Source organism: Pleionea mediterranea (assembly GCF_003148745.1).
In the GTDB taxonomy this organism is placed as follows: Bacteria; Pseudomonadota; Gammaproteobacteria; order Enterobacterales; family Kangiellaceae; genus Pleionea; species Pleionea mediterranea.
In genome coordinates this window covers 300,282-319,704 of record NZ_QGGU01000003.1, presented here as the reverse complement: position 1 = coordinate 319,704, position 19,423 = coordinate 300,282, and the positions used below count along the sequence as shown (strand labels likewise).

Sequence of the window (19,423 nt, the reverse complement as noted above, 5' to 3'; positions counted from 1 at the left end):
CAAGGAAAGCTTGAATATATATCAACGGATGGCAGTATCAAAGTTGCTTGTGAAACAGAATACAGTGGTGCTCCAGCAGTGGATCACTACGCTGTTGAGTATGTATTAAGCCATTGTGCACAAAAAGCAGCAAAAAAAGGATTGCAAGTTGTCGACCAGTCCTTATTAGAAACAGACTTATCCATACCTGAAAATCCAGATGGTGAGCCCTGGACGTTTGAGCGAGCAACAGAGCTTTATAAAGCAAACCGACTTACCGATAAAGAGTATGGTTATATTGTTGCTTTTATCGATCTGAATTTAAGCTTACAGAATGAATAACTCTTGAACTTAATAAAGTTTCGATAATAACTAACAATAAACTCTTACTAATGTATTTTATGTTGATGAAAAACTTGAAGCCAATAAACGTTGGTTTAATGCAGGTGATAAAAACACTATGAAAAACGTAAATAATGAAATTTTAAACTTCGACATTCAAGTTAATGGTGATAAAACCATATTTATATCAAAGCTTATGTCTGACAATAACTGGTCCAAAAAATTTACTTTTCTGGCAGTATCAGAGTATAAAAAGTTTCTCTGTTTATTAAATATGTCTAGTGAGCGATTATCGCCATCAAAAGTTATTGATAGGGTATGGCATTGTCATTTAACGTTTACACATTCATATTGGCATGAGTTATGTCGTGATCTACTAGGTAAAGAAATTCATCATATTCCATCCTCTTTATCTCAGGTTTGCAAACAGCAGGATATAACGTCCTATGAAAAAACGTTAGCGCTTTATCAACTTCATTTTGGTCCGCCTGATAAGAAGGTTTGGGGTGAAATAAATGCTATAAGTGCAGAAAAATCAAAAATTGCAGCAATGCCTACAAAGTCGTATTGGTTATCCTTGATTTTTGTGAGTACATTATTGACGGCTTGTACGATAACAGAGGAAACCAGTGCCGGTGAAATAGCGATTTGGATTTTAGGCGCTTATGTTGCTTATCAAGTTTTAAAGTGGTTAGTTAAACACTCTACAAATGGAACAGGCGGCTGCAGTAGTTCTTGCGGTGGCTGTGGTGGCGGTGATTGAATACTTTATTTTAATGAGTGGTTAACTGAAGGGTTAATACAAAGAGGAGCAATTCAAAGTGGAACAAATAAAATGGTATAAAAATCCTGATATGATTGTTGCTCTATCAGCACTGTTAATAGGCTTGGTTACAGCGTTTACATCTATTTACTCAGCCTATGTTGATCGTGAATATGCTAGAGCATCGGTATGGCCTCGGTTGGAAATATTTAGAAGCTTTAGTGGTGATACGTTCAGTTATGGTGTGACAAATAGCGGTACTGGCCCTGCATTAATTCAATATGCAAAAATCAATCATGGAACAAAGCCTATAAGAGCGTGGAGTGAAATTGAGTCCTTTAGAAATATTCGTCAATCACATATCAGTACCCGTACTTTATCTCCTCAAAAAACCATTACCCCAGTGTCTTATAAAGGAGAAGATGTGCAAAAACTTGTTAAAGACGATGATTCCATAGGAATTGAACTTTGTTACTGTTCTATTTACAAGGAGTGTTGGGTTATTGACAGGAGTAATAGGCCATCTGAAGTTGACGCTTGTTTCATTAGTGATGAGCAAGCATTTTTGCAGTAAAACTGCTTAAGTATAATATGGTTTAAAATCCATAGAGATTAAGTTTTACGGTTAAATATTGAAAGTAGAAGATAGAAAATAGAGTGTAGAAAGTAGAAGGCAGAATCATTCCATACAAAAAAATCCCCGTTATCGCGGGGATTTTTTTTGAATAAAGTATAAGAAATCTAGCTGCTTTGTCTTACTCGTCGCAGTCCTAATAGTCCAAGACTGATTAAAAACAGAGCGCCGCCACCAGAATCATTTGATGCAGGGGGCTCTTCCTGATCAGAATCATTATCGGTATTGGTGTTTTTAATGGTAACTGTCACTTCAGGTATTGTTCCAAGTTCAGCGTTACCACCAACATTTCTCAGGTCAAGTGTAAAGGTTTTATCTTCACTTACATTGCTAACCGAGAGTTCAATGACTTTGTCGTCCGAGTCTCCAACGGCCCACTCAAGCGTGCCTGACACTGAGGTGTAATCGGTGCCTGCCGAAGCGCTGCCATTAACTGTTTGATAAGCAACGGTAGCTATTTGATCAATATCGCCAGCACGTTGAATCCTAACTTCTGCTGTAGTGGATTCATCAACGTCAAGGCTGTCAGTATTTAATGAAACCTGACTGATGGATTCATTCACCAGATTGATCACCATGGTAGATTGTTCGCCCAGTTCACCGTTGCCACCCGGATCTGACAATTGCAACGTGAATGAGGCATCTTCACTTAGGGCTAAAGCCGATACAGTAATCGATTTTTCGCCAGACTCGTTCACACCCCAGCTCACAGCGCCAGAAGTCGCTTGATAATGTTCACCAGCCAGGCCCGTTCCGTCAATGGTTTGATAGTTTACCGTGGCGGTTTCGTTTAAAAGCCCAGAGCGTTCAATGGTGACAGCTACAGTAGCGGCTTCATTGAGTGACGCGGTTGACGATGAAAATTCAAGGGTGCTGATGGATTCATAAGGATCGGCATCACCCTTGGCAAGTTCAGCGACAAATGCCAAGGATAAATTTAAAAAGTTAACCGCGTGATCGGGGTTGAACTGATAGTCATTGGCGGTATGAATACTGGCGTTATAATCGTTGAAGTTGGATTCAAAAGGCATGGAGGCTGGAAAACCATTTGCAAACCAGGATGCATGATCGGAACAACCATAACCGCACTGAGAGTAACCATACTCAACATCGGTAAAATAATGATCCAGCAGGTTGGACATAAACTGGTTTTGTTCAGCATTGGTGTAGTCTGTCATAAAGACAATGTCTTTATTATTGGTGCCCTTAAATCCTGTCATATCAAATTGCGCCACACCCACAACATTTACTCCGTCGGCAAAATGCTGGTCACTGATTTCACCTGAACCACGCAGGCCGACTTCTTCTGCGGCATAACCCATTAATTTAATCGTGCGCTCGGGTTTAAATCCACTTTCGACAATCGCCCGTAAGGTTTCACTCACTACTGCAATGCCAGAAGCATTATCATCGTAACCGGGAGCACGACCATTTGAAGGACTACTGCCATTAATTGAGTCAAGGTGGCCGCCGACAACAACAACTTCATCGGGTAATGATTGCCCGGTAATGGTTGCGACTACTGATGGTTGAGCCCAGGAGTTGTGTTGGTAAAGTGATACTGAAATATCATTACGTGTGCTGGCCAGATTACTCCAAAACGATTGTATCCATTGAGCAGAATCGACACCTGACTGCTGGGTGTAATAACGGTTGTTGTAGGCGCCCAATGTTTCGACTGTTGCGGTTAAATTGGATTTGACGACTCTTGATAATAAAGCATACACAGAATCCGTATTATCAATAGTGTAATCAACAAGTTTACGATTGCCTGCAGCAGAATCATTGTTCTGCTGGCCTACTTTTTGTAAATACTTTTGTGCAGAACTTTCCGACTCATGCCAGATGTAACCACCACATCGATGATGATTTTTGTGCATGTACTGCGAAAGCGCTTCAAGTTGTTGTTCTGGCAATCGAATGATCGCTGCATCGCTTTGTTTTTTTGACTGAGAGGTAATTGTTTTAATTGCCAATGCATTACGTTGTTGTTCAGTCATCGATAGCAAAGCATCATTACCAATGGTGACAACGGCATCGGGTGATTGGGCATAAAGGTTTACGGTAAGAGATAGCGTTAAAACAATGGTTACAAGCGCTAATTTCAAGTGTCTGACAATCATAAGTATTTCCGTATTGTAGAACTGCGTGTGTGAATGAGTTGTATACTACTCTCAATATAGAGGGAACAGTCTAATGAGGTGGTTAACTGACAACAAGTGACATATTAACAATTGAATGGGTAAAACAGTGGATATATTGTTTTTGGCGATAATGTATAAATTAAAGTCTCTGATATTGAGTCAGAGACTTTGCTGTGTCAGCTTCTTTTTTATTTGAATGGTAACGATAGTTGCACTAAAAAATATCAGTACTAACGTCATTTCAATGAGTGCAATAAAAAACTCTTTTTCACTGGTCATCAAATAAACGGTAGCGTGGCAAAAATAAATCATATTGATAAATTGTGACCAGGCATAGGTGTAGTAACGTCGTTTAATAATGCCAATAGCAGGAAACAACAGAGGGAAAACCCATATAACTGTCAATAATAATGGGGGCATAGATTCAGGTGGGTAAAATAGAGTCGGCCAAATTATTAATAGAACGACAAGCATTAGATAACTTAATAAGGTTGTCCAATGCCATATATTTAATTTTTGAACTAGAGTCATAAGAGATTCATCGTTAGTTTTTCTGCAGTTGTTGAGCGATTTGCGCCAATCGCTTTCCTTGTGCTTTACACAATCGTTTCTCTTCTTCACTGATAGGATTATTGTTGTCATTACCGGCAAAGTGACTGACACCGTAGGGCGTGCCGCCGGTTTTTGTGTGCAGCAAGTCAGTTTCAGAATAGGGCAGACCGCAAATCAGCATTCCGTGATGTAAAAGTGGCAGCATCATCGATAACAGCGTTGTTTCCTGGCCGCCATGCAAACTGCTGGTTGATGTAAATACACAAGCTGGTTTTCCGGCAAGTTTACCGCTTAACCAAAGCTCGCTGGTTTGATCAAGAAAATACTTTAATGGCGTTGCCATGTTGCCAAACCGAGTCGGGCTGCCCAATGCAAGGCCATCACAGGCTTTTAATTCGTCTAGGGTAACAAATGGATCACCATCGTCAGGAATGCTTTGCTCAGTCTTTTCATGATTGGCAGATACCTGAGGGACTGTTCTTAAAAGGGCTTCGGAGCCTGTTGACTCAATCCCCCGGGCAATTAGACGTGCCATTTGTTTGGTGGCACCGCCCGATGAATAATAAAGCACTAAAATAGTGGTGCTCATATTATTTGATAACGCTTAATACATTTTCAGGGGGGCGACCAACAGCTGCGGCAGTTTTAGAAAAAACCACTGGTCGCTCAATCACTTTTGGGTTGGCAACCATCCGTTTGATTTGCTCAGCCACAGAAAGGGATGTGTCATCGAGACCTGACGATTTATATTCCGCTTCTTTTTTACGCATTAGCTCCTGAGGCTTCATTCCCAAAAGCTTTAACACTCGAGTCAGCTCGGCAACACTTGGCGGTGTTTTTAAGTATTCAACGACTTTTGGCTCCACGCCATTTTCTTTAAGTAACTCAAGTGTTTGCCGTGATTTAGAACAGCGCGGGTTGTGATAAATGCTATACTCTGACATAGTCAAAAACCTGTTAATTATTCAATTTCATAAAACCGCTATTGTAGGCTGAATTATAAATGGAAGAAAAGCTTCATTGGTTTAAACAATTTATATTTTTTGTATTTGAGCGATTTGAGAAAGATCGTTGCCGCTCGGTTGCAGCTGAACTAACGGTTACCAGTTTATTATCTCTGATTCCTTTTCTGACGGTTGTTTTAGCTCTGTTGTCATTATTTCCGCAAATACAGGCGATGGAGGCGGATGTGCAGCAGTTTATTTTTCAAAACTTACTGCCCGAGTCGGGCGATAATGTTCGTAATTTTATCAATAAAGCGGTAACCAATACGCAAGGGTTGACTACCATAGGTGCAGTATTTCTACTGGTTACATCCATGATGTTAATGCGAACCATCGATCAATCCTTCAATCGAATCTGGCAAGTAAGAAAGAAAAACTCTCCGGTTCGTGTTTTTCTGGTGTATTGGGCTGTGTTGACCATGGGGCCATTACTATTGGCATTGAGCCTCGGATTAAGCTCTTATTTTGCGTCGTTGCCATTGGTGTCGGATGTCGTCAAAAAGCAAGTAGGTTTTTTAAGCTTTCTGGTCCCTTTACTAATGGCGTTTATTGCTTTTACCGTTATGTTTTTAGCGGTGCCTAATCGACCGGTTAAAATTCGTCATGCGGCTATTGCGGGAATAATAACGGCAACGGCATTTGAAATATTAAAATGGGGTTTTGGTTTATTTGTTAAACAATTTTCTACTTATCAATTAATTTACGGGGCTCTGGCGTCTGTACCGCTTTTTCTAATATGGATGCAAACTTCCTGGATGATCTTATTAATAGGTGCTGAAATTTGCCATGCGCTGGGTGTTTTTCAGCCTGAAGATAGAAAAGAAGCAAGCCATCATTTTATTTTGGCTGCACGAATATTAAAGCTATTGGTTAACGCACAGGCAAATCGGCAAGTAGTTACCATGAAAACCATTCAAAATGAAATTTCTCATGTACAGATGGATAACTTGATGGATGTCGTTGAAAAGCTGGAAAAAGCGAAGTTGATTATGGAGCTTGATGCCGGAGGTTATTCGCTAGCGGGTGACTCCCAAAGTTATCAATTGGCGGAAATATTTAAAGCCGGTATACAGGAGTTACCCGGTGAAGCAGCGCTTGAGAGTCTGAAAAAGATTGATCCTGAATTGTCCGAGCGCATCGCAGAAGGTAGAGAGGTGTTGCTGAAAAAACTTAGTGATCCCCTGGTAGCCGAATCGAATCAAGGTTGATATTGGTTTGATTGTCTTCGTCATCTTCTGAATCTTGATATTTCGGAACATTGGTCCAAGGAATGGACTCTGTATTTTGCTCTTCGGTTTCATCCAGTTCGACTACTTCATAACTTTGGAAGTGAAACAGCTCTACACAGGGTGTCACTAATGTTCGCTTGCGTGTTTTTATGTCTTCCATCTGATTTTTATACCGCAACATAAAGGCTCTACCATCACGATAAGTGCCTCGGGTGGCCAAAATTGAAACAGGATCGGTAGGTTTATTATCTGCGGGTCGATAAATTAATGAAACTTGACCTGCGGTTTTATTATTACGCCCCAGTTTAGTATTCAACCGGCAGGGTTCCAGTGTGCCGTCCAGGAACTCCAGCCCCGCATTGGTGCCATGATCCTTAGCACCATAAAGCCAACGGCAAAGGGCCGGACGCCAACGAAACGAAGGCTTTTTATCTATGTATTCTCGAATAATGACCAGTTCGCCAACTTTTAGCAGATGGGCAATATTTTGATGGGTTGATATACCAATTCCGCCATCACTGACATTGGTTGCGTCCCAGTTAAGGGGGACTTTATGTTCATGCTGAATGTAGGCTTCAATGGTAGCTGAGTCCCAGTGGGTGGACTCGGAGGATTTTTGGTGCTTTTGCATTAGCGTGTGGATTGGATGAATGCCCCAAATGATATCCAGTTTGGTGAGTACCGGATAGCGCCGGCCTTTACGTTCAACTTTTGCATCCCAATGTTCCGACATATGTTCAATTAGTGACTGGGCTGAAGCCGGGCGTATATCGGCGTAAAAACCTGCTGGGATTTCACGCTCAAACTGAATAGCTTCAATCTGAAATTTAAGCTGACGAACAATATCATTGGTCAACATAAAGCAGACATCATCGTGATCAATATCACCGGAAAACTGAGAGCTGTACTCTGGTTTGAGTTGACTGCTCTGTTGTATGACAAAGCATTGTTGACTGTCAAAGTCATTGGTATCTTCAGAGAACTGAACAAGATACGACCATTTTTCGAGGTATTTGTATAATTGCCAATGTTCACCGTGTGACAGGTGGTAAGGATCCGAGAGTGACATTAAGCAGGTTCTGGCAAAAGTGTGCTCTATAGAAGGCAGACACTGGTGGTAATTGCCACTAAATACCTCTATATCTTCGAGTTGTTTAGACTGCGCATAAGCGTACAAGCCATTGCATTCTCGCCATAAGTAGACCGGAATAGGGCTGTAAGACTCGTATTGTTCCATCAACTGCAAGCCTAAGTAATGCAGAGAAAGATTAATGGAACGCACGAGATCTTTGTTTTTGCCGAAAAATTTACGTTTGCTCAGTTCGTTATGAGTGATTATTTTATGGGCAAAAGCCATTTCACGAGTCAGTAAATGAAGATTGGCGTGTTCTTTTTGACGGGTATTGGCATTTACAATGTGCGCCGCATAGGGCCGATAGGAATCGAATATCTGTGCGTAAGCCTGATCAAATAATGCGACCAGTTCGCGTCTTTGGTTGGCGTTAATTTGAGAGCGATTGAGGCTTGAAATAGCACGGCAAACCTCTGGTACGGCGCGTCCCATATCACCATAAGGCAATGATTTAAGCCAGCTTTTTAGCTCTGATGGTTCCGTCTCGACCAGTAAGTGCTGGCCTTGCTGTTGTGCTGGAAATGTTAAGCTGGGTGAGTCCATTCTTGCTTTCTCAATATTTTATTATAAATCGTTTTGTCCATTAGCCTAATTGAAGAAGTTGGTCGATACAAAATTTATTTTTGACGACAGGTTGATATAATCGCAAGTCTAAGTGCTTACATTCAAACTCTTTTACAAAATGTTACTCTTTCTGTTCACTTTTCAGTCAGGCGTCATGGCTCTGGCTGTTTAGTTCAATGAGTAATCGAGTTTAACAGCAATTGAACTGCGGGAGTCGCGTTATTTTATACAATACTTCAATTAACTATAGAACAGGATTGCGTTTGTGCCTGATTTTCTTCGCTTTTTTGTCTATACAAGGTTGCGATCGTACAGTAGACGACTCACAGTTCTATCTCTTAAACGGCGAGCAAAAGCGACTATCGGACTATTCTGATGGCTGGCTGCTGATTAATTTTTGGGCTGAGTGGTGTAAACCATGTCTGGAAGAAGTGCCCGAGCTTAATGAGGTGTATCACGCAGAAGCGGAGCTAGGTGCCAGTTTGTTAGCATTTAGTTACGATCCGGTGGACAATGAACAGCTTGCTGCGGCAAAAGATAAATTTAATATCCAATATCCGATTGTCGCAACTGATCCTTCGCCTGTTGTTCCATTTAAGCGTCCGGCTAAATTACCTGCTATGCTGTTTATATCACCACAAGGAGAGGTTTTTGGTCCCTTGTACGGTAAGCAGGACATTCATACGATCCGAAAAGCTATCAAACAAATTAAGCAAACTGAATAAATTAGCGATTTTGTGCGCAAGTACTGGTTTTATAACGTAAATTTTAAGCATAATGCGTCGATAATTATTATATTTGTCGATGTAAACGGGTGGAATTCAGGATGAGCAAAATAGGTATGCGGCTGTGGGCTGCAACGTTACTGATGTGCACGGTAGTAGGGTTTTCTGCTGAACAACAACCTGTAGCTGACTCTCTTGAATCATTAAAAAAGCAGGTACTTTCCATAAACCGCGAGTTATTTATTCTTGAAGAAGATCTGTTATTTCCGGCATCTACCCAGGCAGCATTTTTTGTTTCTTTAGACACTGGCCATTACTTTAAACTCGATAGCATAAAACTGAAGCTCGATGGCGAATGGGTCACTCAATACTTGTATACCGACAGAGAGCTCGACGCATTAAGGCGCGGTGCCGTGCAGCGGCTTCATCTTGATAATGTCACCACCGGTGAACATGAAGTTGTCGCGGTCGTTATCGGCTATGGGCCAGAAAATAGAGAGTATAAACTGGCGGTATCGGGTGTGTTTGAAAAAGATACCGACGCCAAGCTTGTTGAGGTTCAAATTAAAGATAACCCTGCCAAGCAGCAACCCGTGTTGTCTATAAAGCAATGGAATTAGTGCGCTGTTAACGGGATTGTTCTGGATGCATAAACGGACTCACATATTGGTCACTAGTTTGTTGATGTTATTGGTTAGCGTCAGCTTTCCGATAGTTGCGGATGATAGTGAACCTGAATCAACCGCTCTAATAGCTCTCGATGCTCAACATAAAATCAAGCTCAAAGAACTCGCCTTCGGAGAAATACTGTTTGATTACTACCAGGAAAATTATTTCTCAGCGTTAACTCGTTTGGATGTTGCAGAGCAGCGGGCTGAAGTTTTAGAGCACAAGCAACATTTAAAACTGCTCCGTGGGGTAATGTACTTAAGCTATGGCATGCTTGAGTCTGCTGAGCAAATTTTTGTTGAGTTACTGGAGCAGTCATCGCTGTCTGAAAACCAACAAAGCGCCAAACTTGCGCAGGTGCGATTTTATCTGGCAAAAACCTATTATTTAAACGATCGACTGGAAGAAGCTAAGCACCATATGTCCATCGCCTTTCAGCATCTACCTGTGACTCTGATCGATGAAGCGTTATTAATCCGTTCACAACTGGCTTTCCGGGAAAATAATATTGAGCAATCGAAACAATTATTAAAGCAAATTGATTCAAGCTCTAAGCAGGGAAGATACGCACAGTTCAACTTGGCTGTGTTCATGTTGCAGAATAATGATACAGAAGGTGCGATTGAACTGTTTGAAACTTTGTATCCCACAGAAAATGCTGATGAAGTGTCACAGAGTTTATTTGATCGGGCGAACCTGGCGTTAGGGTATTACTTTCTCGAAAATAAGCAGTCTGAAAAAGCAAAGCAGTACTTGCAAAAAGTTAGACTGGATGGCCCTTACAGTAATCGTTCGATTCTTTCGTTAGGCTGGGCATTTTACGAATCTGATAATTTGACAAAGGCGATTGCATATTGGCAAGCATTATTGGAGCGCGATGGGCGTGATCCTGCTGTACAAGAAGCGGCGATGGCACTTGCCTTTGCTTATTATCGTAATGGCGCAAAAAAAGAAGCTCTGGAAGCTTTTGTTACAGCCGCTGCATTATACGGTGAACAGCTGACATTAATCGATAATGCCAAGCAGGATTTAAAAGGCGCATTGTTTCAACGCTGGTTAGACAGCCGAGGTATTTTTGGCGAACAAGTTTTTCAGCGCTGGGGACAAGGTGATGTGCCTGTGACCGGGCATGCCATTGAATATTACTTGCAAGATGTTGTTTCAGAAAATCAGTTCAACCAGTTCTTTCAACGTTTTCAGGAAATGTCTCATTTAAAACGTGTGTTGGGGGAGTGGTCTAGACAGTTGCCTGTATTTGAGCAAATGTTAAGTAATCACCAACAACGATATCAAAACTTAAAGCCAATAGTTGATAAAAAATCCAGTGAACTGCTTAGTTCTGAACTGCAGGAAAAATACAACACTTTACAAAAGCAAATAAAAAAACAGCAAAAACAAGATGATATTTGGTTACTGGCCAATGCAGAGGAGTTAGAACTTTACAATGACTTGATGGCACTTAAATCAAGCATTGAAAAAGTGGATGCGCAATCAACTGATAATCCATCGTTCGATATGAGCGAGCAAAAAGAGCAATGGCGCAGAGTGTATGGCGCGTTACTCTGGTCAATAGCTGAACGCTATGGTCCAAAGCATTACCGACTTACATCAGAACTAGAAGCTGCAGGAAAAGCGTTGGAACAGTTGGCCGTACGTAGAACATCATTACAATCAGCAGACTCAAGAGCCAGCGTCCGCTTTTTAAATTACGACGCGCGAATCAATCAGTTGCAACGTCGAATAGAAGATTTAATTGCCGAAGTAAACATTAATCTTGATGTATCTAGCCAGTCGATGGAGCAGGTATTAATTAAAAAACTTGAGAAACGCACGCAGGAACTGGACTTTTTATTGGCACAAACTGAATTGTCCATTGCAAAAATTCAGGATGAAGCCATCAGCCGAATGTTGGAGCAGCCGCAATGATTGTTCGCAACCTGGTGTTGATTATTGCTTGTATTTTATTGCTGTCATCCTGCGCTATGTTAGGTCTTTCTGATGCTGGTGGCGCAAAAATACCCTTGGAAGATATGGCTCCTCGAGTCAGTTTTATTGGTGAGCAGAAAGTAGTTGTACCCAAGTCCAGTATTGACAGTGTGGATGCCGATCAGGTGATTAATGCTTATTTACGGTTAATGCAATCACCTCATGCAGAAGTGAAGCGTCAGGCGACACGACGGTTAGCCGATTTGACCATGCGGCTTGCAGAAGAAAAAAATGCATTGCTTGCAGATGGGAGAACTGTTGAGTCTTTGCCAAGTGCTATTGGTGATGCCAGCTATCAAAAAGCAGCGGATCTTTACCAGCAAGTAATTGATGACTTTCCTAAACAAGCTGACGATGCCAGCATACGATACCAACTCTCCAGAGCACTTGCGCTTGAAGGGCGTACTGAGGAATCTTTACAGCAACTTGATCGATTGACCGAAGTTCATGAGTCTTCACCCGAAATGTTAGAAGTCCAGTTTCGACGTGGCGAAGCCTATTTTTTAAGAAAAGATTTTTCCAGAGCCGCAGAAGCTTATCAGCAAGTATTAGAGGCGGGTGATAGTAACGATTTTTACAATAAAGCATTGTACAAACATGGTTGGTCGTTATTTAAGTTGGTGGATTATGAACGTGCTCTTGATGATTTTTTCCCATTGCTTGAACGGCTAGAATCCGATGCAGGCATGACGGATGATTTGAAAGTGGTGGCCAACGAATTAGTTAAAGATACTTATCGTGCAATCTCGTTATCTTTCTATCACTTATCGGGCGCCGAGTCCGTTGAAAATTATTTCGCTTCACAGGGGCATAAACCATACGAGCCAGATGTTTACGATAACCTTGCTCAATTATATTTATCGCAAGAGCGTTTTCAGGATGCAGCAGCCACTTACTTAACATTTGTAAAAACAAACCCTATGCATCAAAAAGCGGCAAATTTTCAACTAAAGGTGGTGGATACCTACATTGATGGCGGGTTCCCTTCACTTGTTTTACCTGCTAAAGAACAGTTCTTAACTCAATTTGGTGTTAAAAGCGACTATTACAAGGAAGCACCTGAAACATTAAAGCAGTCATTGCAACAAGATATCGTTAAAAACCTGGAAGAAGTATCCAGTCACTACCATGCGACGGCTCAATCTGAAAAAAATAAACAAAGTTATATGGTTGCTGCAGAGTGGTACAGTCACTTTTTAGTATTGCTGAAAGACGATAACCAAAAGGCGCCCTATCACTTTTTAATGGCTGAGGCATTGTTTGACGCAAAAGAATACCTACAAGCAATAAAAGCATTCGATGTGATTGCCTACCAATATCAGGAGTACAGTAAAAAAGAGCAGGCTGCCTATAATATATTGCTGGCTTATCAGGCGCTTGAGCAACAAGAGAAAGCGAATCTTCCAAAAGGCCAGTCGGAATCACCTCAATTAAAACAATATCGAGAAGCATCGATAAATTATTCTTTATTGTTTGCGGAATATTTCCCTAACTCTGTTCAGGCCTCATCGTTATTACTTCGTGCAACCGAGCAGTTACTGGCTTATGACAGGATTCCAGAAGCCATCTCCTCTGCGGAAAAATTGCTCAGTTTACCCGGTCTAAAAGAAAATAAAGAAATTGATCGAGCAAAAATTATAATTGCTAATGGTTTATTTGACTTACAACAGTATGTTGATGCAGAAAAAGCCATAACGCGAGTATTGAATGAAGTTGCATTGCCGAATAATCAACGCGAGAGCTTTAAAGAGCGACGCGCTCAAACAATATATAAACAGGCTGAAGCGTATAAGCAGCAAGAAAACTGGCCTCTTGCCATTGCCGAGTATCAGAGAATGATAGTTGTTGAGCCTAATGCAAGTATTCGGCCCAATGCTGAAATAGATGTCGCGACACTGATGATGAATTTACAGCAGTGGCAAAACGCTAAATTGGCACTTGAAGGCTTTAGAGGTCGTTTTTCATCTCACCCTCTAGCAGAAGGGCTGGATGAAAAGTTGGCTCTGGTATATGAAAAACTGGAAAATTGGTCGGATGCTGCCGATGCTTATCAACGAATAGGCAGTCGTGAGCAAGATCCTCAAAAAGCACGAGAAATTCAGTGGTATGTGGCGGATTTGTATTTAAAAGCAAACAATATTGACTCAGCCATAGAGGCTTTTAAAGCTTATTACTGGAATCATCAGCCACCATTTTTACAAGCAATTGAAGCGCAGGCAAAATTGATTGATTTGTATCAGCAAATTGGTGATCAATCGAAAAGTAATTTCTGGCGTAATAAAATAATTTCTGACTATCGCTCAGGTGGCAATAAAAACACCGATAGAACCCGTTTCCTTGCGGCTCGCTCCGCTTTTGAACTGGCTGAGCCCTTGTATCAAAGCTTTCAGTCGATTTCGTTAACGCTGCCATTGCAACGATCGTTGAAACAAAAACGACAAGCAATGGATAAAGCGTTAAAAGCCTATGGCGCTATTGGGCAGTTTAAAGTGGCAGAATACACAACAGCCAGTACCCATCGTGTTGGGCAATTGTATCTGAATCTGGCAAGGGCTATTTTAAAGTCTGAAAGGCCGGGTGGCATGAGTGAAGATGAGCTTGAGGAGTATCAATTTTTAATTGAGGATCAGGCTTATCCCATTGAAGAAAAAGCCATCGAGATTTTCAGTTCCAATTCTGACAGAGTATTGAATAATATTTACACCGACTGGGTAAAGCGTTCTTTTGAAGCATTGGCAGCCTTGCAACCCGCCCGCTACAACAAACAGGAAGCTATTGAACCATGGTTTGGAGGACAGTCGTTATGAAATGCTTTTTAGAATTAATGATGAAAAAGCATCGGGTGTTAAGATTTCTCGCGAAGATTACATTTATCGGTTTGTTGTGTTCTTGTGCCACTCAGTCATCGAAAGAAGCTACCGCCATTGCGCAAGAACAAGCGGTCAAAAATCAGTTGGCACAAGGCGAATATTATATCAATGAACCTTTGCCAGATGCGCTAAGTCAATTATTAATAGAGGCTCAGCAATTGGTACAATCGGAACAATATGATTCTGCATTGAATGTATTGTCTGACGCAAAGAAACAGTTTCCCAATTATCCGCAAGTGGATATGAATATTGCCATTATTGCGTTAAAGCAAAATAATCATGACCTCGCATTAGACAGTGTTTCAGCTGCATTAGAGGTTAGAAACGAATACCCCCCAGCTCTTAATATGAAAGGGGTTATTTATCGAATTACCGGTGATTTTGACTCGGCAAAACTGGCTTATGAAAAAGCTATTCAGGTTGCCCCAGATTACCCTAAACCTTATTTAAACCTGGGGATTTTAGCCGACTTATACTTACAGAATTTGACCCTAGCTTTGACTTCATTTGAACAGTATTTAAACATTGTTAACGCAGATGAAAAAGTTGAAAACTGGATCATTGATTTAAAACGGCGAATGCCGCAGGAGAGTCAGTAATGCGTACAATCAATCGGTTGATGGGTATTATTTTTGTCTGTTTCTTTCACCTATCCATAAATGCTGCGGAAAGTGACAGCTCGGAAGGGGCAACAACAGTGGTTGAAAATTCGCAGCTTGGTTTAACCATCAAAGGCAATCAAGAGCTGCCTAACGTGTTGTATATAGTGCCCTGGAAAAAAGGGCCCGAGAATGTTGTGTCACCGATACAGGGGCGGATTGTTGATGAAGTTTACGGTCCTGTAGAGAAACATGTTTTTCAGCGAAAAATAAAACTTTATCAGCAGTTGCATCAAGGTTCAGAATCTCAAAAACCAATTGAACAGTGATGTTTATCTCAAATTTACAGCTTGCGCCTTAACAATTGGCATAGCTGCTATATACTTGATTGTTTAGTTTAACGGTAAAACAAACGGAGCATTAGATATGAAGGGGTTGGCTATATTTGCGCTTGCACAGAGTGCAACGACCGCTGCGCCGGTAGAAGAAAAAGGGTTTATCATGACCGTCGTGGAGTTTTTCCAGGAAGGTGGTGCTTTTATGTATCCGATACTGATAGTGATGGCGTTGGGTGTTGCTATTGCAGTAGAGCGTTATATTTACTTGCAGCTGGTAAAGTCAAAAAACCAGCAGGTCTGGAAGAAGTTATTACCCCTTTTGAATAAAGGGGATTTTCGTCAGGCTTTAAATGTTGCATCAACCTCAAATGCTGCTCTGGGCCGTATTTTAGCCTACGGACTTAGTAAGTTTGGCCAGGGTCGTCGTCACGACGATCTCGAAATGGCAATGGAAGAAGGGCTAATGGAGATCATGCCGAGGCTTGAGAAGCGAACACAGTATCTGGCGACCTTTGCAAATATAGCGACTTTGCTGGGCTTATTAGGAACAATACTGGGTTTGATTGCTGCATTTACCGCTGTAGCAAATGTTGATCCTTCAGAAAAAGCCAACTTATTATCGGCCAGTATATCTGTGGCGATGAATACAACGGCATTTGGTCTGATGGCTGCGATCCCATTATTGTTGTCGTTTACTTTTCTGCAAACTAAAACCACGGAAATTATTGATAGTCTTGAGATGGCATCGGTGAAATTCGTGAATGTCATCCGTGCCGCAAAGCCAATTGAAAGCTCAAAAACACGTCCTGCTGCAAAAGCTGCAGTAAAGCCACAAGCGTAATCTAGGAGACTGATATGTGGCAGCGCCGGGCTAAGCGATCAAGAGAAGTTAATGCCGATCTTAACATTACTGCCTTTATGAACTTAATGGTGGTACTGGTTCCGTTTCTGTTGATTACGGCAGTGTTTTCTCAAGTATCTATTTTAAATCTAAATTTACCGGGTACTGGCGCACCCCCGACAAAAGCTGATGAGCCTGAAAAAGCACTTGAAGTGATTGTTCGAGAGAATCGACTGGAAATTGCTGAACGCAGTTCTGGTGGTTTTATTACCATCGAGAATACCGAGCAAGGTTATGATTTCAATAAGCTAAACGAGTCGTTACAAACTATTAAAGCTAACCCTGACTTTAAAGATGAAACTGCAATAACGTTATTGCTGGAAGAAAATATTGAGTACGATGTATTGATTCAAACTATGGACGCGGTTCGATTAGTTAAAACAGAGCAGGAATCCGATAACAATAAAACGATTGTATTTGGCGAACTCTTTCCGGATATTTCTATTGGTAGCGCACCGGCTAATGTTTCTTCGCAATCTGGCGGAGGGACAAGTCAATGAAACTTTCTGCTCGAGCCAAGCGTATGGAGCGTCACCATAAACGATATGGAAAAGGCGCGCTTCACCTGGTTTCATTGATGGATATTTTTACCATTCTGGTTTTCTTTTTACTGGTTAATTCATCGACCGTGGAACAATTACCGTCAACAAAATCTGTGCAATTACCTAAATCATCATCGCAACAATTACCGGAAGAGACCTTGTTGATTATGGTGAACAACGACAATTTAATTGTACAAGGTCGTAAAGTCGCAACGGCATCCGAAATAATTGAAAGTGATAGCAATATTATTTCAGGTTTAAAGCAAGAGCTTGAGCGTCAGCTTGCACAGCGACTGTCTATTTCTACTGAGCCGGAAGAGCCTGGCGCTGTTACTATAATGGGTGACAAAGAAATTCCTTATAAACTGCTGAAACGTATTTTGTATACCTTGAGCGAAACCAATTACAAAGATATTTCTCTGGCGGTTGTCAAAAAGTCAGATAAAGAATCAATCTCGGAGTAAATGATGAATGCTCCACGATTAAAAAATCAGGTTATTTCCAGTCGCTATCCTCAGGTTGAAATGATGTTGGCCTGGGAGCAACCAGAGCAGGAATCAAAACGATTTCGAAAAATAGTCATTTCGATATTAATCGTTTGCCTGATTTTTGGTGTGATTATTCCATGGATCGATGTTCCAAAAGATGTTCGGGTAATCAATAAAGTGCCTGATCGCTTAGTGAAGTTGGTACTAGAGCAGAAAAAAGTAAAGCCTCCACCGGTTGAACCAGAGCTTCCGAAAGAAGAGCCAAAAGAAGAACCTGAAGAGAAAAAGCCGGAAGAGAAAAAGCCAGAAGAACCTGAGCCAACGCCCGAACCGGAAGAAATTGCAAAACAACCCGACAGCAAATCTGCGAAAGAAGTTGCAAAAGAAAAAGCCGCTGTGTTTGATGTGTTCGCAGACTTAAGAGACAGTGAAACAGTTACTCAGCTGACCGAAGATACTAATTTAACAACGGCTGGTACTACCGAAACAGAGGCCACTCGAGAAATTATTGGTGACTCGGCAATGGCTGACAGTGGCGGAATCAATGTTTCTAAAGCCAGTACTAGTCAAGGTGGCGGTGGTGCATTAAAAGGCAAAGGAACAACAGCGGTTACCAGTAAAATAAAAGGTGTTGCTGCGAAAGCAAAGTCAAAATCTTCAAGTGGAAAAGGTAGCGTTCGAACCAGTGAGAATATTCAGCTGACATTTGATAGAAATCAAGGTCGAATTTTTACCGCCTATAATCGAGCGTTAAGAAAAAATCCTTCTCTGCAAGGCACTGTAGTCTTTAAGTTGAGAATTGAACCATCAGGTAATGTATCGAATGTTTCAATTGTCAGCAGTCAACTAAACGATCCTAAGCTTGAAAAACGACTGGTGTTTGCCATTAAACGCCTTGATTTTGGCGCTATGAATGTGGCTGTTTGGGAAGGAAATTACCCTGTTGTGTTTGCTCCCCAATAATTTACCTTTTTGAGTTTTATTATGATTAAGTATCTACTGGCTCTGTTGCTGACAGGCATGTTGAGTAATGTCTATGCTAACTGGCACAAGCACAGCTTTGACGTTATGGGCACTCAGGCTAAAGTTGAGTTATGGGAACCTGATGAGCAACGGGCAAATAAACTGATTCAATCCGTCGTTGATGAAATGAATCGTATTGATCAGTTAATGAGTCCTTATATTGAATCGAGTCAATTATCCCAGCTTAATAAATTAGCGGGCGAGCAAGCTGTAAAAGTCTCTTATGAATTGTTTGATGTCGTTAAACAATCGGTTCATTTTTCAACACTCAGTGACGGTGCTTTTGATATTACTTTTGCAAGCGTTGGATTTTATTATGATTACCGCGATAATAAATTTCCATCCGATGCAATTATTGAAAGCACTAAAACACTCATTAATTATCGAAGTCTAGTTTTAGATGACACCCACAACACCATTGCGTTTAAAAAGCCAGATGTAAAAGTCGATTTAGGTGGAATTGCAAAAGGTTATGCGGTGGATAAATGCATTGAACTATTAAAGAAGGCTGATGTTTCTCACGCGTTTGTTCAAGCTGGCGGTGACAGTCGGTTATTAGGCGATAAGCGTGGACGACTCTGGTCAATTGGAATTCAGCATCCTAGACAAGAGAATAAAGTTTTAACACAGTTGCCAGCAGAGAACGTCGCTATTTCAACATCAGGTGATTACGAGCGCTTTTTTATTCATAATGATGAGCGAATACATCACATTATTGATCCATCTACGGGACGCTCATCAAAACAAAGTATCAGTGTAACGGTAATTGCTAACGATTCAATAACAGCTGATGCATTATCAACATCCGTTTTTGTGCTTGGTGCAGAGAAGGGACTTGCACTTATCAATAGTCTTGATGATGTCTCAGCAATCATCATTAACAATAATGGAAAGTTATTTTACTCCAGTGATTTAATGGCCAATTAAACATTCTTTTTT

19 protein-coding genes and 1 pseudogene are annotated in these 19,423 nt (G+C 41.2%); 15 read left to right on the top strand and 5 right to left on the bottom strand.

The genetic code is table 11. The features are described 5' to 3' along the window. Window positions 1-78 precede the first annotated feature (78 nt). The 3 genes and pseudogenes from C8D97_RS05415 to C8D97_RS05405 all read left to right on the top strand — a co-directional run bounded on the left by C8D97_RS05415 (window position 79) and on the right by C8D97_RS05405 (window position 1,658). A complete protein-coding gene (locus C8D97_RS05415; protein WP_109762709.1) occupies window positions 79-321 on the top strand; it encodes a hypothetical protein in 243 nt (80 codons plus the stop codon). Window positions 322-391: 70 nt separating this feature from the next. After that, window positions 392-1,084 (top strand): annotated as a pseudogene (locus tag C8D97_RS05410) (glycine-rich domain-containing protein); the annotation flags it as partial. 58 nt (window positions 1,085-1,142) lie between these two features. After that, entirely contained in the window at window positions 1,143-1,658 is a 516-nt protein-coding gene (locus tag C8D97_RS05405) for a hypothetical protein (protein ID WP_109762706.1), read from the top strand. A gap of 167 nt (window positions 1,659-1,825) precedes the next feature. On the opposite strand, the gene C8D97_RS05400 is transcribed toward C8D97_RS05405, so the two are convergent. From C8D97_RS05400 to arsC, 4 genes are all read right to left on the bottom strand, one after another. Further along, complete coding sequence (locus C8D97_RS05400; protein WP_109762704.1) at window positions 1,826-3,841, bottom strand: M20/M25/M40 family metallo-hydrolase; 2,016 nt, start codon at window positions 3,839-3,841, stop codon at window positions 1,826-1,828. Between the two features lie 180 nt (window positions 3,842-4,021). After that, window positions 4,022-4,393: a DUF2069 domain-containing protein gene (locus C8D97_RS05395; protein ID WP_170115150.1), complete on the bottom strand. Its 372-nt coding sequence runs from the start codon at window positions 4,391-4,393 to the stop codon at window positions 4,022-4,024. Between the two features lie 13 nt (window positions 4,394-4,406). Continuing rightward, on the bottom strand, window positions 4,407-5,003 hold the full coding sequence (gene wrbA, locus C8D97_RS05390) for an NAD(P)H:quinone oxidoreductase (protein ID WP_109762699.1): 597 nt from the start codon (window positions 5,001-5,003) through the stop codon (window positions 4,407-4,409). Window position 5,004: 1 nt separating this feature from the next. Next, on the bottom strand, window positions 5,005-5,358 hold the full coding sequence (gene arsC / locus C8D97_RS05385; protein ID WP_109762697.1) for an arsenate reductase (glutaredoxin): 354 nt from the start codon (window positions 5,356-5,358) through the stop codon (window positions 5,005-5,007). 59 nt (window positions 5,359-5,417) lie between these two features. On the opposite strand from arsC, the gene C8D97_RS05380 reads away from it, so the two are divergent. Next, window positions 5,418-6,626, top strand: coding sequence for a YihY family inner membrane protein (locus C8D97_RS05380; protein ID WP_109762695.1), 1,209 nt, complete (start codon window positions 5,418-5,420; stop codon window positions 6,624-6,626). Here C8D97_RS05380 and C8D97_RS05375 read toward each other — a convergent pair. After that, on the bottom strand, window positions 6,589-8,322 hold the full coding sequence (locus C8D97_RS05375) for a hypothetical protein (protein WP_109762693.1): 1,734 nt from the start codon (window positions 8,320-8,322) through the stop codon (window positions 6,589-6,591). The genes C8D97_RS05380 and C8D97_RS05375 overlap by 38 nt on opposite strands. Window positions 8,323-8,606: 284 nt before the next feature. Between C8D97_RS05375 and C8D97_RS05370 the strand changes: the two genes are divergently transcribed. The 11 genes from C8D97_RS05370 (at window position 8,607) to C8D97_RS05320 (ending at window position 19,411) form a co-directional block, all read left to right on the top strand. Continuing rightward, entirely contained in the window at window positions 8,607-9,068 is a 462-nt protein-coding gene (locus tag C8D97_RS05370) for a TlpA family protein disulfide reductase (RefSeq protein WP_170115149.1), read from the top strand. A gap of 101 nt (window positions 9,069-9,169) precedes the next feature. Further along, window positions 9,170-9,688 carry a hypothetical protein gene (locus C8D97_RS05365; RefSeq protein ID WP_109762689.1) on the top strand — a complete coding sequence of 173 codons (519 nt, stop codon included), beginning with the start codon at window positions 9,170-9,172 and terminating at the stop codon, window positions 9,686-9,688. A 25-nt stretch (window positions 9,689-9,713) separates the two neighbouring features. Further along, window positions 9,714-11,663 carry a tetratricopeptide repeat protein gene (locus tag C8D97_RS05360; protein WP_109762687.1) on the top strand — a complete coding sequence of 650 codons (1,950 nt, stop codon included), beginning with the start codon at window positions 9,714-9,716 and terminating at the stop codon, window positions 11,661-11,663. Continuing rightward, a complete protein-coding gene (locus tag C8D97_RS05355; RefSeq protein WP_109762685.1) occupies window positions 11,660-14,530 on the top strand; it encodes a tetratricopeptide repeat protein in 2,871 nt (956 codons plus the stop codon). The genes C8D97_RS05360 and C8D97_RS05355 overlap by 4 nt, the downstream gene beginning before the upstream one ends. Next, the gene (locus C8D97_RS05350; protein WP_170115148.1) at window positions 14,527-15,192 is read left to right on the top strand and encodes a tetratricopeptide repeat protein; all 666 of its coding nucleotides are present in this window, start codon (window positions 14,527-14,529) and stop codon (window positions 15,190-15,192) included. Before C8D97_RS05355 ends, C8D97_RS05350 begins: the two co-directional genes overlap by 4 nt. Continuing rightward, a complete protein-coding gene (locus C8D97_RS05345; protein WP_109762681.1) occupies window positions 15,192-15,521 on the top strand; it encodes a hypothetical protein in 330 nt (109 codons plus the stop codon). The genes C8D97_RS05350 and C8D97_RS05345 overlap by 1 nt, the downstream gene beginning before the upstream one ends. 97 nt (window positions 15,522-15,618) lie before the next feature. Continuing rightward, entirely contained in the window at window positions 15,619-16,371 is a 753-nt protein-coding gene (locus C8D97_RS05340; protein ID WP_109762679.1) for a MotA/TolQ/ExbB proton channel family protein, read from the top strand. A 14-nt stretch (window positions 16,372-16,385) separates the two neighbouring features. Next, window positions 16,386-16,931, top strand: coding sequence for an ExbD/TolR family protein (locus tag C8D97_RS05335; RefSeq protein ID WP_109762677.1), 546 nt, complete (start codon window positions 16,386-16,388; stop codon window positions 16,929-16,931). After that, window positions 16,928-17,437 carry an ExbD/TolR family protein gene (locus C8D97_RS05330; RefSeq protein ID WP_109762675.1) on the top strand — a complete coding sequence of 170 codons (510 nt, stop codon included), beginning with the start codon at window positions 16,928-16,930 and terminating at the stop codon, window positions 17,435-17,437. Before C8D97_RS05335 ends, C8D97_RS05330 begins: the two co-directional genes overlap by 4 nt. Before the next feature lie 3 nt (window positions 17,438-17,440). After that, on the top strand, window positions 17,441-18,424 hold the full coding sequence (locus C8D97_RS05325; protein ID WP_170115147.1) for a TonB family protein: 984 nt from the start codon (window positions 17,441-17,443) through the stop codon (window positions 18,422-18,424). A gap of 21 nt (window positions 18,425-18,445) precedes the next feature. Continuing rightward, entirely contained in the window at window positions 18,446-19,411 is a 966-nt protein-coding gene (locus tag C8D97_RS05320) for an FAD:protein FMN transferase (protein ID WP_210204861.1), read from the top strand. Window positions 19,412-19,423 lie beyond the last annotated feature (12 nt).